Origin of the sequence: Stenotrophomonas sp. TD3, from assembly GCF_001939825.1 — a bacterium.
Taxonomy (GTDB): domain Bacteria; phylum Pseudomonadota; class Gammaproteobacteria; order Xanthomonadales; family Xanthomonadaceae; genus Stenotrophomonas.
In genome coordinates, this window is the sequence record NZ_MOYM01000001.1 from 1,684,626 (window position 1) to 1,700,035 (window position 15,410).

The 15,410-nt window shown below is 66.4% G+C and carries 14 protein-coding genes and 1 riboswitch; of the genes, 8 read left to right on the forward strand and 6 right to left on the reverse strand.

The annotated features are described in order from the left end of the window. The first annotated feature begins 133 nt into the window (after positions 1-133). The 4 genes from BKE09_RS07970 (at position 134) to BKE09_RS07985 (ending at position 6,459) form a co-directional block, all read left to right on the forward strand. Positions 134-2,554 (forward strand): autotransporter outer membrane beta-barrel domain-containing protein, encoded by a 2,421-nt coding sequence (locus BKE09_RS07970; RefSeq protein ID WP_075675377.1) that lies wholly within the window; start codon positions 134-136, stop codon positions 2,552-2,554. Positions 2,555-2,618: 64 nt separating this feature from the next. Then, positions 2,619-5,051: an autotransporter outer membrane beta-barrel domain-containing protein gene (locus BKE09_RS07975; protein ID WP_240502886.1), complete on the forward strand. Its 2,433-nt coding sequence runs from the start codon at positions 2,619-2,621 to the stop codon at positions 5,049-5,051. A gap of 497 nt (positions 5,052-5,548) precedes the next feature. Next, positions 5,549-5,959 (forward strand): hypothetical protein, encoded by a 411-nt coding sequence (locus BKE09_RS07980; RefSeq protein WP_075675378.1) that lies wholly within the window; start codon positions 5,549-5,551, stop codon positions 5,957-5,959. Between the two features lie 128 nt (positions 5,960-6,087). Beyond that, positions 6,088-6,459 carry a DUF805 domain-containing protein gene (locus tag BKE09_RS07985; RefSeq protein WP_075675379.1) on the forward strand — a complete coding sequence of 124 codons (372 nt, stop codon included), beginning with the start codon at positions 6,088-6,090 and terminating at the stop codon, positions 6,457-6,459. Positions 6,460-6,931: 472 nt separating this feature from the next. Here the strand turns inward: BKE09_RS07985 and thiL are convergent, their stop codons facing one another. From thiL to BKE09_RS08010, 5 genes are all read right to left on the reverse strand, one after another. Beyond that, entirely contained in the window at positions 6,932-7,894 is a 963-nt protein-coding gene (gene thiL / locus BKE09_RS07990; protein ID WP_075675380.1) for a thiamine-phosphate kinase, read from the reverse strand. Positions 7,895-8,014: 120 nt separating this feature from the next. Next, positions 8,015-8,494, reverse strand: coding sequence for a transcription antitermination factor NusB (gene nusB / locus BKE09_RS07995; protein ID WP_005408062.1), 480 nt, complete (start codon positions 8,492-8,494; stop codon positions 8,015-8,017). Further along, positions 8,491-8,958: a 6,7-dimethyl-8-ribityllumazine synthase gene (gene ribH / locus BKE09_RS08000; protein ID WP_005415267.1), complete on the reverse strand. Its 468-nt coding sequence runs from the start codon at positions 8,956-8,958 to the stop codon at positions 8,491-8,493. Before ribH ends, nusB begins: the two co-directional genes overlap by 4 nt. A gap of 234 nt (positions 8,959-9,192) precedes the next feature. Next, complete coding sequence (gene ribB / locus BKE09_RS08005) at positions 9,193-10,293, reverse strand: 3,4-dihydroxy-2-butanone-4-phosphate synthase (protein ID WP_075675381.1); 1,101 nt, start codon at positions 10,291-10,293, stop codon at positions 9,193-9,195. Then, positions 10,290-10,916, reverse strand: coding sequence for a riboflavin synthase (locus BKE09_RS08010; protein WP_075675382.1), 627 nt, complete (start codon positions 10,914-10,916; stop codon positions 10,290-10,292). The genes ribB and BKE09_RS08010 overlap by 4 nt, the downstream gene beginning before the upstream one ends. 74 nt (positions 10,917-10,990) lie before the next feature. Next, positions 10,991-11,136: riboswitch (FMN riboswitch) on the reverse strand. A 239-nt stretch (positions 11,137-11,375) separates the two neighbouring features. Here BKE09_RS08010 and BKE09_RS08015 point away from each other — a divergent pair. From BKE09_RS08015 to BKE09_RS08030, 4 genes are all read left to right on the forward strand, one after another. Beyond that, a complete protein-coding gene (locus tag BKE09_RS08015; RefSeq protein WP_075675383.1) occupies positions 11,376-11,996 on the forward strand; it encodes a hypothetical protein in 621 nt (206 codons plus the stop codon). Between the two features lie 146 nt (positions 11,997-12,142). Beyond that, positions 12,143-13,027 carry a hypothetical protein gene (locus BKE09_RS08020; protein WP_075675384.1) on the forward strand — a complete coding sequence of 295 codons (885 nt, stop codon included), beginning with the start codon at positions 12,143-12,145 and terminating at the stop codon, positions 13,025-13,027. 1 nt (position 13,028) lies between these two features. Continuing rightward, positions 13,029-13,667 carry a hypothetical protein gene (locus BKE09_RS08025; RefSeq protein WP_075675385.1) on the forward strand — a complete coding sequence of 213 codons (639 nt, stop codon included), beginning with the start codon at positions 13,029-13,031 and terminating at the stop codon, positions 13,665-13,667. A 36-nt stretch (positions 13,668-13,703) separates the two neighbouring features. Beyond that, complete coding sequence (locus BKE09_RS08030) at positions 13,704-14,213, forward strand: hypothetical protein (RefSeq protein WP_240502887.1); 510 nt, start codon at positions 13,704-13,706, stop codon at positions 14,211-14,213. A 33-nt stretch (positions 14,214-14,246) separates the two neighbouring features. Here the strand turns inward: BKE09_RS08030 and ribD are convergent, their stop codons facing one another. After that, positions 14,247-15,332, reverse strand: a complete 1,086-nt coding sequence (gene ribD / locus BKE09_RS08035) for a bifunctional diaminohydroxyphosphoribosylaminopyrimidine deaminase/5-amino-6-(5-phosphoribosylamino)uracil reductase RibD (RefSeq protein ID WP_075675386.1) — start codon at positions 15,330-15,332, stop codon at positions 14,247-14,249. Positions 15,333-15,410: the final 78 nt, after the last annotated feature.

Sequence of the window (15,410 nt, forward strand, 5' to 3'; positions counted from 1 at the left end):
TGGAGACACGAGATTTCGCAATAAGCCCACTCCATCACGCCATTTTCACGATGGAGCGGCTTATACGGCGCTTCGTCTGAATGCGGTTGCGTGGTGTCGCGTGTCTTCCCCTTTTTCGACACAAGGAATTCCGATGAAGCGCATCACCAACGCCACCGCCTCCCGTCCTCCGACGCCGCGCCTTCTCTTCCGCAGCGTGCTGCTGGCACTGGCATCCCTTCCCACCGGCATCGCATTTGCCGGTGATCTCGACGGGCAGACCGCGGATGTCGGCGCAACCGATCCGGTCGAAGCGTGGACGTTGAAGAACGGCTCGCTGCTGACCGTGACCGGTGGTGCCACACAGACCATCGTTGCCAGCGATTCCCGCGTGACACTCGACGGCGCGACGGTATCGCGCAAGCCATCGGGCGACTACTCGGAGAATGCTGCAGTACTGAATGGCAACTCGCATCTGAACGCGCAACGCACCACGCTCGAGGGTTCTCTTCGCATACATGACTACGCGCAGGCCGTGCTCACCGACTCCCATATTGATGTCACGCCTGGCTCCGGCCTGGAGCCCGGTGATGCCACATCCGTGGGCCTGAACTTTGCATCGGTGATGAACACCGGCAACGCACGTGTCCTTCTCGATAACAGCACCGTCAGGGTTGACGCGATTCCCGGTGGCAGCGCCTACCCGACGTCCAACGGCGTGGGTGCGTTGATGTCCCACGGAACGCTTGAGCTCACGAACGGTTCGCGTATCGATGCCGGAAACCATGGCGTTGTAATCCTGCCAATGGACACTGGCCAGACGTTCGGCGTGCACTTGAACCGGTCCACCTTGTCGGCAGACAGCGCGGCCGCCATCTGGGTTCGTGGGCGTGCCAGCGACGCTCATGTCGATGTTACCGTAGCCAATGGCAGCCAGTTGCGCGGGGGGGATGGCATCCTCCTCCAGCTGAAGGGACAAACGTCCGCTGTAGCCGGACGTACCGAGGTCGATTTTACCGTCGATGATTCACGCATTTCCGGTGACCTTCTGCTCGATACAGCAACGGTTCCCAACGGCACGATCAACGTAACCCTGCGCAACAAGGCGCAGATCGACGGTCGCTTCCTCAACGTCACCTCGGCCAGCATCGACAGTGACAGCACCTGGCTGATGACCGGCGACAGCAACGTCGGCCATCTGGCGCTGGGCAACACCGGCACCGTGGCGCTGGGCAATGGCAGCACCTTCAACACGCTCACCGTGGACACCTTCGACGGCGCTGGCGGCACCCTGCTGTTCAACACCCAGCTGGGCGACGACAGCTCGGCCACCGACAGGCTGATCATCAAGGGCGATGCCAACGGCCAGGCCAATGTGCGTGTGCTCAACGCCGGCGGCGCAGGCGCCAAGACCGACAAGGGCATCGAGCTGATCCGCGTGGGTGGTGCGTCCAATGCGCAGTTCGATCTGCAGGGCCGCGCGGTGGGCGGGCAGTACGAGTACTTCCTGTTCAAGGACGCGACCAATGGCGGCTGGTACCTGCGCTCGGAGCTGGCCGGCACGCCGGCCCCGTGTGTGGTGGATCCCACGCTGCCGGAATGCACACCAATCGATCCGGTGGACCCGGTCGATCCGATTGATCCGATCGACCCCACGCCGGTGCTGCGCCCGGAAGCCGGCGCGTACCTGGCAAACCAGTTCGCGATGGACCAGATGCTGCGCCACGGCTGGCGCGACCGCCAGGGCGGCAATACCTCCGCCGTTGACGGCGTGCGTGGCTGGGCGCGTGTGGACGGTACGCAGAGCAAGCTGTCGGCGGTGGAAGACCAGCTCGACCTGCGCGTGGACCGCTCGCGCCTGCAGCTGGGTGCGGACATTGGCGTGTTCGACAACGGCCAGGGCCGCGCCGGCGTGATGGGTACGTTGGCCAAGTCCGATGCCACCTCGCGTTCGCAGCTGACCGGCTACAGCGCACGTGGCAAGGTCAACGGCGGCGCGCTGGGCGTGTATGGCAACTGGAGCAACGATGCGTTGTATGTGGATGCCAGCGTGCAGCGCGGCCAGTTCCGCAACCGCGTGCAGGGCGAAGGCCTGGCCGAGGAACGCTACGACTCGGATATCTGGCAGTCGTCGCTGGAAGCCGGCTACCGCATCGGCATCGGCCAGATCGGCAGCACGGCGCTGAGCCTGCAGCCGGAACTGCAGCTGGTCTACACCGACGCCAACACCGATCGCCACGAGGAAGCCAACGGCACCGTGGTGCGCAGCCTGGGCGACAGCGGCCTGTCCGGCCGCGTGGGCCTGCGCCTGCAGGGCGAAGGCCGCAGTGCCGCCGGTGCATCGGTCAGCCCGTATGTGGTGGCCAACTGGTACCGCGATGGTGCCAGCAACGGCATGGCGTTCGACGATGAAGCGCTGAAGGCCCGCGTGCCGCGCAACCGCTACGAGTTGAATGCCGGTGCGCGTGTGGACTTCCGTTCCGGGCTGAGTGCCTGGGGTGGCTTTGGTGTGATGCGCGGTGACCATGGGTATCGCGAAGCGACAGCCAATGCAGGCGTCGCATACCGCTGGTAATCCGTCTTGCCCCCCATCGCGAAGCGACGGGGGCTTCCCCTCTTTCCATCCGCTCGATAGCGCCATGCTCAATCCATACCCCACCTCCATCGCAACGACGCCCCGCGTTCGCCCGCTGAGTTCGTGCCTGCTGCTGGCGCTGCTCGCCCTGCAGAGCAACGCCGCATTCTCCCGTGAACTGGTAGGTGAGACGGTCCTTGTCTCCGCCGGAGACCCGGTAGAGGCCTGGACGCTGCGCGCAGGTTCACGCTTGCACGTACAGGGTGCGGAAACGCTGGGCATCGAGGCCTTCGATGACAGCACGGTCGAACTTGATGGTGCCACCCTCGGTGACCCCAGCTTCTGGGAACGAGGCTCCGTGCTGCTGGGCGATACCGCTTCATTGACCGCACGTGCCTCTACGTTCCGCGGCAAGGGCGTGATCGTGATGGGCTCAGCGTCGGTGCACCTGACCGGTAGCCGCGTTCTGGTGACGCACAGCGAGGGCCTGGACCCTTTCGCCACGCAATCCATCGGTGTAGATCTGAGTTCGGCAATCAACCCGGTGTTCGATGGCTCAGCGGTCATCGATTCAACCCTCATCCAGGTCGATGACGCAGGATCTACGCCCCAGGACAATCACAGCGGTCTTGGGTTGCGCCTGGGTCATGGCCAGACCTCGATCCGGAATGGATCCCACATCGAGGCGGCCAACGTCGGTGCGCTGCTCTATGGTGACGATAACGCTACAGCTCCGGTGCGACTGGCAGTAGACGCCTCGACGCTGATCTCCGGCCGGGGAGCTGCCATCCGGGTTGCCACGCTGGGCGTACAGGACCAGTTCGAGATCACTCTTGCAAACAGTACGCGCGTTCACGCAGGAAACGGAACGCTGCTGCAGGTGGATGCGTATCGCCCTGGTCGGCCTGGTCCTGCATCGATCAGGTTCGCCGTGGATGATTCACGTGTGGCCGGTGACATTGTCTTGGACAGGGCAGGCATCAGCCACGGTGGACTGGATGTTCGCTTGCGCAACAAGGCACAGATCGACGGCCGCCTCCTCAACGTCACCTCCGCCAGCGTCGACAGCGACAGCACCTGGCTGATGACCGGCGACAGCAACGTCGGCCATCTGGCGCTGGGCAATACCGGCACCGTGGCGCTGGGCAATGGCAGCACGTTCAACACGCTCACCGTGGATACCTTCGACGGCGCTGGCGGCACCCTGCTGTTCAACACCCAGCTGGGTGACGACAGTTCGGCCACCGACAGGCTGATCATCAAGGGCGATGCCAACGGCCAGGCCAATGTGCGTGTGCTCAACGCCGGCGGCGCAGGCGCCAAGACCGACAAGGGCATCGAGCTGATCCGCGTGGGTGGTGCGTCCAATGCGCAGTTCGATCTGCAGGGCCGCGCGGTGGGTGGGCAGTACGAGTATTTCCTGTTCAAGGACGCGACCAATGGCGGTTGGTACCTGCGCTCGGAGGTTCCAGCAGGTCCGGATCCGTGCGACACCGATCCCGGGCTGCCGGAATGCTCACCCGTGGACCCGATCGATCCGGTCGACCCGGTCGACCCGGTGGATCCGTTCGACCCCACGCCGGTGCTGCGCCCGGAAGCCGGCGCCTACCTGGCAAACCAGTTCGCGATGGACCAACTGCTGCGCCACGGCTGGCGCGACCGCCAGGGCGGCAACACCTCCGCCGTTGATGGTGTGCGTGGCTGGGCGCGTGTGGACGGTACGCAGAGCAAGCTGTCGGCAGTGGAAGACCAGCTCGACCTGCGCGTGGACCGCTCGCGCCTGCAATTGGGTGCGGACATCGGCGTGTTCGACAACGGCCAGGGCCGCGTGGGTGTGATGGGCACGCTGGCCAAGTCCGATGCCACCTCGCGTTCGCAGCTGACCGCCTACAGCGCACGCGGCAAGGTCAACGGCGGCGCGCTGGGCGTGTATGGCAACTGGAGCAACGATGCGCTGTATGTGGACGCCAGCGTGCAGCGTGGCCAGTTCCGCAACCGCGTGCAGGGCGAAGGCCTGGCCGAGGAACGCTACGACTCGGATATCTGGCAGAGCTCGCTGGAAGCCGGCTACCGCTTCGGGATCGGTCAGATCGGCAGCACCGCGCTGAGCCTGCAGCCGGAACTGCAGCTGGTCTACAGCGACGCCAACACCGACCGCCACGAGGAAGCCAACGGCACGGTGGTGCGCAGCCTGGGCGACAGCGGCCTGTCCGGCCGCGTGGGCCTGCGCCTGCAGGGCGAAGGCCACAGTGCCGCCGGTGCATCGGTCAGCCCGTATGTGGTGGCCAACTGGTACCGCGACGGTGCCAGCAACGGCATGGCGTTCGACGATGAAGCGCTGAAGGCCAGCGTGCCGCGCAACCGCTACGAGTTGAATGCCGGTGCGCGTGTGGACTTCCGTTCTGGCCTGAGCGCCTGGGGCGGCTTTGGTGTGATGCGCGGTGACCATGGATACCGCGAAGCCACCGCCAATCTGAGCGTGGCGTACAAGTGGTGATGTAGTTGAAAGGACGGCGCCGGAGCAATCCGACGCCGTTCTGCATTCTGTAGAGTCGAGCCATGCTCGACTTCTGTTGGCCGCAGTCGAGAAATGCAGTCGAGCATGGCTCGACGCTACAGGGAATGTCGCATTCGGCAGGCATTGCCATCTGCTGCCTGCCAGCCAGGAAATTGCAACGTTTTCGAATTTTCAAACAATTCTCATTGGCAGCATTGGCGCTTCATGCAAATCATGTAGCGCCACCGACAACGGGTGGCACGGGCTTCCAATCCCGTTTGGAGTATCTGTTGTTTACGCTTGTCTGCCGGCGTCACCCTTTCCTTGTTGGGTGGCGTCGGCAGGCATTCTGTCCGCGCTTACATGGCGGGCGGTGCGTGGGGGCCTTGTGCCCGCCGGCGTTTTGCAGATATTCCACCGGTATTGGAACCACGCACCGTCCGCCACCCTTGCTGTTAAGCGGGGTGGCCCCTTGCCGCTTGCACAAGGACGCCGCCATGACCGCTTCCCCCTACCCGCACCTGTTCGCCACCCTGGGCGACGCCGCCACGCGCCTGCCCGATGACCTGGCCCGCACGCTGGAAGACACCTTCGTTGCGCTGCAAAGCGGCAACAGCGCCGGGACCATCACCTTGCAGGCCTGCCTGCAGTACATCCGCCAGGGCGATGCCGCCGATGGCCAACCTTGGCCCGGCAGCAACCGTACACCCGGCCAGCGCCTGGCATTGGCGCGCATCGACCGCGCCAATGCGGGGCTGAGTTTCCTGCTGGAACTGCTGCACGCCACTGAACGTGTACGCGTGGACGGTGATATCGATCAGCAGATGGGCGATGGTGCGCGCGAAGGACTGCTGTTGGCCTGCCGTGGGCTGGCCGAGTATGTGGATGTGCAGCTGCGGGCGGCGTGAGCATCCAACGAAGAGAAGTGCGGGTGAGCGCTCAGTTCAGTTACGCGCTGCGCGCAATTGCAACGATTCCGATGGCTCATCATCACAGGAGCACCAATAGTGCGCACTTCTTTTCAGGGAGTGCCCAGATGCACAAGATGATGATTCCGCTTACCCGCTACACCCAGTTCAGCGGGCGCGCCAGCCGCAGCGAGTACTGGTGGTTCCAGTTGTTCATCGTGATCGTTTCGATCCCGTTGTACATCCTGAGCTTCTATGCCGGTTACAGCGGTTCGCAGGGCCTGGCCCTGGTATCGACCGGACTGAGCGTGGTGATGTGGCTGGTATTCGCCTTGCCGTGCATTGCCGCAACCATCCGCCGCCTGCACGATACCGATCGTTCGGGCTGGTGGCTGCTGCTGGGGTTCGTGCCGTTTGCGAGCCTGGTGCTGCTGGTGTTTCTGGTGCTGCCCAGCGCGCCGGGCGACAACCGCTTCGGTGCGCCGGTTCCGCACGTGTAACCACCCCGCTTTGGTAGGTGTCGACCTTGGTCGACACGGTGTTGCCACCGGCCGCTGACACATTCGTGCCAACCAAGGTTGGCACCTACCAGAGCAATGCCGAGGTGCCTCCGCCACCGTGTGAGCACCGGCGTCTGACACATTCGTGCCAACCAAGGTTGGCACCTACCAGAGCAATGCCGAGGTGCCTCCGCCACCGTGTGAGCACCGGCGTCTGACACATTCGTGCCAACCAAGGTTGGCACCTACCAGAGCAACACCGAGGTGCCTCCGCCACCGTGTGGGCACGCGCGGCTGACACATTCGTGCCAACCAAGGTTGGCACCTACCAGAGCAATGCCGATGTGCCTCCGCCGCCCTGCTGCCACCGGCCGCTGACACATTCGTGCCAACCAAGGTTGGCACCTACCAGAGCAACATCGATCTGACCCCACCCCGAAGGTTGGCACCCAGCGGGGCGGTACCGCTGCGGCTACGCGAAGTGCTGGTAACCGCCGTCGGCGGCTTCGCCATCCACGTGTACGCCCTGCCCTTCGGCAATACGACCGATGCGGGTGAGCGGCACGTCCAGCGATTCGGCCAGGTAGTGCAGCGCGTCGCGCTGGTCGGCGGCGGCGGTGAAGCACAGCTCGTAATCGTCGCCACCGCGCAGTGCGCAGTCGCGTGCACCGTCGCGGCCGAGCAGTTCACGCAGCGCGTGCGCGATCGGCAGCGAATCGGCATCCACATGCGCGGCCACGTTACTGCGCGTGGCGATATGGCCGAGGTCGGCCAGCAGGCCGTCGGACACATCCACCGCCGCGTGCGCGAAGGCACGCAGGCGCAGGCCGAGGGTCACGCGCGGTGTTGGCCGCAGCAGGCGCAGGCGCAGGCTTTCGTAGTCGGCCAGCAGCGTGGCGGTGGTTACGCTCAGCGCACCCTGCTGCCACAGGCGCAGCGCGCCGGCGGCATCGCCCAGCGTGCCGCTGACCCATAGGTCGTCACCCACCTGCGCGCGGTCGCGGCGCAGCGCCTGGCCACGCCCGACCTGGCCCATCGCGGTCACCGACAGCGACAGCGGACCGCGCGTGGTGTCACCGCCGATCAGCGCGATGTCGTGCTGGTCAGCCAGGGCGAAGAAGCCATCGGCAAAGGCCTCGATCCAGTCTTCAGACGCTTCCGGCAGCGACAACGCCAGCGTGCACCACGCTGGGCGCGCGCCCATCGCGGCCAGGTCCGACAGGTTGACCGCCAGGGTCTTCCAGCCGATGTCGAAGGCCGGGGTCTCCACCGGGAAGTGCACGCCGCTGTTGAGCGTATCGGCGGTGACCACCAGCTGCTCATTGGCACGCGGCTGCAGCAGCGCGGCGTCGTCGCCGATGCCGAGCAGGATGTCGTCGCGCTCGAGGGTGCGGGCGCGGATGCGGTCGATGAGGGCGAATTCGGCCAGGGACATGGGGCGCTCCCGCTGTTGTACGTGCCGCGCAGGGCGCGGTGGGCGGTAGTGCCGGCCGTTGGCCGGCAACCTCAGGATCCCTGCAGCTGCCGGCCGGCGGCCGGCACTACCACGGGTGGGTCAGTGACCCGATTCGACCTTGCGCCATTCCACGGCGGCACGATCCAGCACGCCGTTGACGTAGGTGTGGCCGTGTTCGGAACCGAAGCGCTTGGCCGATTCGATGGCTTCGTTGATCACCACGCGGTACGGCACGTCCAGGCGGTAGCGCAGCTCGTAGGCGGCCAGGCGCAGCACCGCGCGTTCGATCGCGTCCACTTCTTCGATGCCACGGTCCAGGTACGGGCCGAGCGCTTCGTCGATGTCGCGACGGTTGTCGAGCACGCCGTGCAGCAGCGCCTCGAAGTACGCCAGGTCAGCGATCTCGCGGGCCTGCTCGTGGGCGAACTGGGCGATCAGCGACTGGGCGTTGCCGCCGGAGATCTGCCAGGCGTAGATGGCCTGCACGGCACGACGACGGGCGCGTGAGCGCAGCACCGGATCGACGCCATCGCGGCGGACGGGTTTACCGGAGGGCTTGCCCTGGGTGTTCTTGTTCATGGCAGCTGCTCCAGAAGATTGACCATTTCCAATGCGGCGAGTGCGACTTCCTCGCCCTTGTTGCCGTGGCTGCCGCCTGCGCGGGCCTCGGCGTCTTCAACGCGTTCCACCGCCAGCACGCCGTTCAGCACCGGCACGCCGAAATCCAGCTGCACGCGCATCAGGCCTTCGGCGCAGCGGTCGGCCACGTGTTCGTAGTGGCGGGTGTCGCCACGGATCACGCAGCCCAGGGTGAGGATGGCGGCGTGTTCATGAGCGGCGGCCAGGCGTGCGGCCACCAGCGGCAGTTCCCAGGCTCCCGGCACGCGGATCACGTCGATGTTGGCTTCGGTGATGCCGTTGCCGGCCAGGCTCAGGCGGGCGCCTGCGACCAGCGCGTCGGTGATGCGGGCGTTCCAGCGGCTGGCCAGGATGGCGAAGCGCGCCGATTCGGGAGTGCGAAGATCGCCTTCGTAGTGGCTCATATGCGGCTTGGGGGACTCGATAAGGGGGTAATTCTAGCGTGGATGGGCCCCGGCCGTGGCTGGCGGGGCCTGCAGGGTGTGCCGACCAACGGTCGGCACCCACCGGTAGTGCCGGCCGCTGGCCGGCAATCCCGGGGGATGCGGTTGCCGGCCAGCGGCCGTGGCCGACCAACGGTCGGCACCCACCAGAGGGCAGACGGTGGGTGCCGACCGTTGGTCGGCACGCCAAGCGGCTTACAGGGTGACCGTCTCCACCACTTCCAGGCCGTAACCGGCCAGGCCGATCTGGCGGCGCGGGGTGCCCAGCACCCGCAGCTTGCCCAGGCCCAGGTCGGACAGGATCTGCGCGCCGGCACCGTTGCGGCGCCACTGGCCCACATCCTTGTCCTTGCCCGGCACCACCGGCGCCGGCTGCTGGCGCAGGCGGGCCAGCAGGGCTTCGCCGTCGCGTGGGGCCGACAGCACCACCATCACGCCCGCGCCCTCGGCATCGATCGCACGCAGGGCATCGGTGGCCGCCACGCCGAAGTCGTCACGGCGCCAGTGCAGCAGGTCGGCCAAGGGGTTTTCCACCTGCACTCGAACCAGGGTCGGGGTATCCGCATCCGGGGTGCCACGCACCAGGGCGAAATGCAGGTCGTGGGCGATGCGGTCGCGGTAGGTGACCAGCTTGAACGGGCCGAATTCAGTGTCGATCTCGCGCTCGTCGACGCGTTCAACGGTCTTTTCGGTGGCCAGGCGGTAGGCGATGAGGTCGGCGATGGAGCCCATCTTCAGGCCGTGCTCGCGGGCGAACACTTCCAGTTCCGGGCGGCGCGCCATGCTGCCGTCCGGGTTGAGGATCTCCACCAGCACGCCGGCCGGTTCCAGCCCGGCCAGCATGGCCAGGTCGACGCCGGCTTCGGTGTGGCCGGCACGGGTCAGCACGCCACCCGGCTGGGCGATCAGCGGGAAGATGTGGCCCGGCTGGTGCAGGTCCGACGGCTTGGCATTGGGCTTCACCGCCGTGCGGATGGTGTGGGCGCGATCGTGCGCCGAGATGCCGGTGGTAACGCCCTCGGCGGCCTCGATGCTGACCGTGAAGTTGGTCTGGAACTGCGCGGTATTGGCCTGCACCATCGGCGCCAGGCCGAGGTCGGCGGCGCGGGTGCGGGTCAGCGGCAGGCACACCAGGCCACGGCCGTGGGTGACCATGAAGTTGATGTCCGACGGCTTGACCAGTTCGGCGGCCATGATCAGGTCGCCTTCGTTCTCGCGGTCTTCGTCATCGACGATGACCACCATGCGGCCCTGGCGGATGTCCTCCAGGATGTCCGGAATCGGGGCGAAATTCATGCTGCATCTCCCTGTGGGTGCTGACCGTTGGCCGGCACACTGATCAGCCGCTCCACATAACGGGCGACCAGATCGATTTCAAGATTGACCGCGCTGCCCACGCCTGCGGCGGAGAAGGCGGTGTTGGCCACGGTGTGCGGGATGAGGGCGACTTCAAAGCCTTCCTCGTCCACTTCGTTGACGGTGAGGCTGACGCCGTCCACGCAGATCGAGCCCTTCTTGGCGATGTAGCGGCGCAGCGAGGCCGGCGCGGCGAAACGCCAGCGCTGGGCGCGTGCGTCTTCGTGGATGGACAGCACCTGGCCGAGGCCATCGACGTGGCCGCTGACCAGATGGCCACCGAGGCGGTCGGTCGGGCGCATGGCCCGTTCCAGGTTGATGACCGCCCCTTCGCCCAGCTGGCCCAGCGTGGTCAGGCCCAGGGTCTCGGTGGAGGCATCGGCCTGGAAGCTGCTGGCGTCGAACGCGATGACGGTGAGGCAGACGCCGTTGATGGCAATGCTCTCGCCCATCTGCACGTTGTCGAACGGCAGATTCCCGACATTGAAGGTGAAGCGGACATCGCCGCCGATGGATTCGCGTGCGGCCAGACGGCCGACGCCTTCGATGATTCCAGTAAACAAGAAACGTTCTCCGCGAAAAGTGAGCGAAAAACGCCGCAAGGCAAACAGGCGCACGCAGGGCAAGAGCCCTGTGGCACCGTCTTCTTTCATCCGGACTATGACCGTCGGCTCCGGCATTGGACCGGATCTGCTGACCCCCGGCCGTGGGCCGGGGCGCTCGCGGGCTCGTGCTTGCGCACCTACCGCCGGTGGGGAATTGCACCCCGCCCTGAAGACGTTTGTGTACCGGCGAACCGGCCCGCGTAGTGTACCAGCCCGGGCTGAACGGGGTCGGATGACCGGGGTCGGATCCCTTTCCGCAGGAAAGGGTTCTGACCCCGGCCAAGCCAGACCAGCCTGTGACGGCCGTCTCTCGCATTTTGTAAAACTTTCATTAAAATTCGCGGTGGACGACATGAGGTCGCCACGGGCAGCCGCGAGGGCAGGCCCGCCAATGGACTGAAATTCACAGGAATTCCCATGCGCAAGATCCTGATCGTGGCCGCCCTGCTGGCCGCCGCCCCGTTTTCGGCTTCGGCCGAAGCCCTGAGCTACACCTACGTTGAAGGCGGCTGGACGCAGGTCCAGGTTGACGACAACGCACTGGACGACCCGAAGGTCGACGGTGGCTACCTGCGCGGTTCGGTCGCGCTGGCCGAGCAGGTCTACGTGTTCGGTGGCTGGTCGCGCACCAGCAAGACCCGCCACTACGGCGAAGACTCGCTGAAGCTGGAACTGAACCAGCCGGAGCTGGGTATCGGCTACCACATGCCGTGGACCGACCGCCTGGACTTCACCGCCGATGCCGCCTGGGTGCGCCAGAACGCCGAATCGACCCTGCGTTATGACGGCGTGCGTTACCACGGCAAGGACCACACCAACCTGGGCCGCGTCACCATGGGTATCCGCGGCAAGCCGTCGCGCATGACCGAAGCCTGGGCCAAGGCCGGCTACATGGATGGCGGCAACAACTACAAGGGCACCTGGGTCGGCACCGTCGGCGGCCAGATCAACTTCACCAAGACCTGGGGTGTGGTGGGCGAAATCGCCGGCTACCGCGACGTCACCCAGTACTCGGTCGGCGTCCGCGCCAGCTTCTGATTGCCGATCCTCGTCGTGCGATCTGACGGGCCCCGCAAGGGGCCCGTTTTTTTGGCCCGCGCGCACCGGCGCGTGATCACATGGCGCCATCGGGCCTGCGCAAAGATGCGCTAGGCTTGCGCGCCTCTGGAACAGGAAACACCGTCATGAAGACCCCCTTGCGTACCCTGCTGGCCAGCGCCCTGCTGGCTGCCCCGCTGCTGGCCAGCGCCACCCCGGCCACGCTGACGCCCGAACAGGCGTTCGACCTGTACGCACGCGTGCTGCTGGAGGACGACGCTGCGGCGACCCGCACGCTCAACGATGCACTGAAGCCGGCGTTCGACGGCCAGGACGCCGTGACCCCGAACCCGGGTGCGCTGGCCAAGGCGCTGGCCGAACCGTGGCAGGTCGTGCTTGCCAGCACCGGCGCAAAGGCCGACGCGGCCGCCACCGAGGCGCTGTATGCCAAGGCCCTGCGTGATTCGAAGTGCCGCGCCAGCAAGAGCGTGATTGAAGACAACGAGTACGTGGAAGACCAGAAGCTGGCGCGCATCACCTTCAGCTGCCAGGTGCCCGACCTGGGCAAGGTGCGCCCGCTGTTCGCCGCCAGCCTTGCATCCGACGCCAGCCCGGCCTCGCGCAAGCAGTTCACCGACGCTTACACCCAGGCGCTGCAGAGCGGTGCGCGCGTGCCGGTCAGCGGTACTTTCACCCTGTACCCGGCCAAGGACAATGGCTACTGGTACAGCGGCAACTTCGACGACCTGGTGGGCACCGTGACCGGCGCGCTGGCACCGTTCGAGGACTGGATGCAGGACGCGCAGGCGGCCAACGCACCGAAAGTGACCGGCGTACCGGGCTGCGACCTGCTGCTGCAGCAGCACCGCGCCTGCGTGGCGAAGATCGCGCCGGACCAGATCAGCGGCGTGGATGCGATGGCCGAAGAACTGAAAGCCAAGGCCCAGGTGCAGTCTGCCGATGAGATGACGCAGGAATGCAAGGCACTGCGCCCGATCGCCGAGATGATGTGGACCGACGAGTGCGCGTGAGGTGGTTGCACTGAAACCGCTGGGGCTGGCGGCGCTGCTGCTGGCCCCCGGCAGTGCGCCGGCCGGTACCGGGGCGGCATCGCCGGCGCAGCTGTTCGATCTGCATGCGCAGGTGATCGTGCACGGCGATGCCCGTGCGCAGGCCGCACTGGCCGCGCAGCTGGGTTCGGATGACGCGCCAGCCTTCGTTGCCGCGTTGGCTGCTGCAAGCCAGCTGGATGAAGCACCCGAGCTCGCTGGATGGCCGGCTGCTGCACAGGCCCTGCGCACGCGGCAGGCCTCGGCACAGTGCAAGGCCGATGGCGTGCGTTGGCCGCAGGGCCATGACGGCGACGTTGCCGAAGTGGCTTACCGCTGCCACCTGCCGGATCTGTCGGGCCTGCTCCCGCTCTATCGCCAGCACCGTGTGCCCTTCAATGGGCCGCATCCGCCGCAGATGTCCGCACCCCTGGCGGCCGCCTACACGACGGCGATGCACAACGCGCCAGACCGCGTTCGCAGCGGCACTCTGACCTTCCAGCGCAGCGGCGACCACCGCGCATGGCGCGTGCGCGACCCGGGCCCGCTGATGGCGCTGGTGGCCGATGCCTTCCTGCCGTTCTTCGAATGGAACGAGCACCTGCCGGATGAGGCTGACTGACCTGCAAGCCGATGCGGTTCGGGCAGGAGGTAGCGCTTGGCCCCTGCCCGGTTCCCGATCGCGGGACATGCAGGCATCCGCATTTTCAGAACCGTTGCATGGCCCTGCGCGGCCTGCATGGTCAATGCTGTTGCCCTCTTCCAGCGGGGCAACCGCATGAAACACCGCATGACGTCGACCGCGATCATGCTGCTGGCGCTGATGGCGTGCTGGCAGGCCGACGCGTCCAGGTTCAAAGCCACCAAGATTTTCGTCGTGCAACCCTCGGTTGCCTTCGAGTCAACCCAGCTGAGCGACAGGCACCTGGATGCGTGGATGAGCGAGGACGACGACTGCCACGCGTTCCTGATGTACCACGATCAATGTGCCGTGCTGGTGCTGCCGGATGAGTACGACAACGGTTTCACCCGTCACCAGCTGCGGTTGAAGACCAGGCAACTATCGGGCGAGGCACTGGGTGCGTACTGCCGCGACCTACATGTGCTGTGGAAGCAGCAGTGGAAAGGACAATGCCCCGTCGGCGAAGACGACGACGAAGGCGCCTGATGTCGGCGGACCAACCTTCGCCGCGTCATTGCCTCACGGGCGCAGCAGCAGCCTGATGTCCTCGCCGACCTGGCGCTGATCGACCACGCGCAGGCGACGCTGCTGGTCCATCGCCTCGATGCCGAGGCCGGCCAGCAGCGGGCGGCCGTTGTCGCCCAGCAGCGTGGGCGCTTGATAGAGCAGAAGCTCATCGACCCAGCCACCGCGCAGCAGCGCACCGGCCAGCGTCGCGCCGGCTTCGGTGTGCACTTCATTGATGCCGCGCTCGGCCAGCAGCGCCAGCACCGCGCCCAGATCCAGGCGATCATCGATGCTCGGCACGCTGGCGAATTCGGCATCGGCCGCGTCCGGTGCGCTCACCGCCGCAGCGTGCAGGTACAGCGTCGGTGCCCCGCCCTCGCGCACACGGCTGCACTCCAGTGAGCGCAGGCGCGAATCCAGCACTACGCGCAGTGGCGGCATCACCTCGGTATCGGCCAGCCGCACGGTCAGCATCGGGTCGTCGGCCAGCACCGTGTCGGCGCCGGTCAGGATCGCGCCAGCGCGCGCGCGCCAGTGCTGCACGTCCTCGCGCGCGGCCGGGCCGGTGATCCACTTGGAGCTGCCATCGGCCATCGCGGTACGGCCATCAAGGCTGGCCGCCAGCTTCACCCGCAACCAAGGACGATTGCGCTCCACGCGCGACAGGAAGCCCTTGTTGAGCTCGCGTGCCTGCGCCGCCATCAGCCCTTCGGCGACGTCGATGCCGGCATTGCGCAGCAGATCGAAGCCACCGCCATCGACCTTCGGGAACGGATCACGCATCGCCGCGACCACGCGCGACACGCCGGCTTCGATCAAGGCCAGCGCGCACGGCGGCGTGCGCCCGTAGTGCGCGCAGGGTTCCAGGGTGACGTAGGCGGTGGCACCGCGTGCTTCGCTGCCGGCTTCGCGCAGCGCGAACACTTCGGCGTGCGGTCCACCGGCGCGCTGGTGCCAGCCCTGCCCGACCACGCGTTCGCCGTGGGCGATCACGCAGCCGACCATCGGGTTGGGGCGGGTGGTGTAAGCGGCACGCTCGGCCAGGCGCAGTGCGTTGGCCATGTGCAGGTGGTCGAGGACGGAGAACGGGGTGGTCATGCGGCCATGGTAGCGCCGTTGGTGTGGATCCACGCCATCAGTGCCAACCAACGGTTGGCACCCACCGAAGCAGTTATC

Excerpts from the sequence above, each read along its gene's own strand:
- thiL (WP_075675380.1), bottom strand. The coding sequence starts at position 7,894 with ATGTCCCTGGCCGAATTCGCCCTCATCGACCGCATCCGCGCCCGCACC.
- BKE09_RS08015 (WP_075675383.1), top strand. The coding sequence starts at position 11,376 with ATGCGCAAGATCCTGATCGTGGCCGCCCTGCTGGCCGCCGCCCCGTTT.
- BKE09_RS07975 (WP_240502886.1), top strand. The coding sequence starts at position 2,619 with ATGCTCAATCCATACCCCACCTCCATCGCAACGACGCCCCGCGTTCGC.
- BKE09_RS07980 (WP_075675378.1), top strand. The coding sequence starts at position 5,549 with ATGACCGCTTCCCCCTACCCGCACCTGTTCGCCACCCTGGGCGACGCC.
- ribD (WP_075675386.1), bottom strand. The coding sequence starts at position 15,332 with ATGACCACCCCGTTCTCCGTCCTCGACCACCTGCACATGGCCAACGCA.
- BKE09_RS07985 (WP_075675379.1), top strand. The coding sequence starts at position 6,088 with ATGCACAAGATGATGATTCCGCTTACCCGCTACACCCAGTTCAGCGGG.
- nusB (WP_005408062.1), bottom strand. The coding sequence starts at position 8,494 with ATGAACAAGAACACCCAGGGCAAGCCCTCCGGTAAACCCGTCCGCCGC.
- BKE09_RS07970 (WP_075675377.1), top strand. The coding sequence starts at position 134 with ATGAAGCGCATCACCAACGCCACCGCCTCCCGTCCTCCGACGCCGCGC.
- ribB (WP_075675381.1), bottom strand. The coding sequence starts at position 10,293 with ATGAATTTCGCCCCGATTCCGGACATCCTGGAGGACATCCGCCAGGGC.
- ribH (WP_005415267.1), bottom strand. The coding sequence starts at position 8,958 with ATGAGCCACTACGAAGGCGATCTTCGCACTCCCGAATCGGCGCGCTTC.
- BKE09_RS08020 (WP_075675384.1), top strand. The coding sequence starts at position 12,143 with ATGAAGACCCCCTTGCGTACCCTGCTGGCCAGCGCCCTGCTGGCTGCC.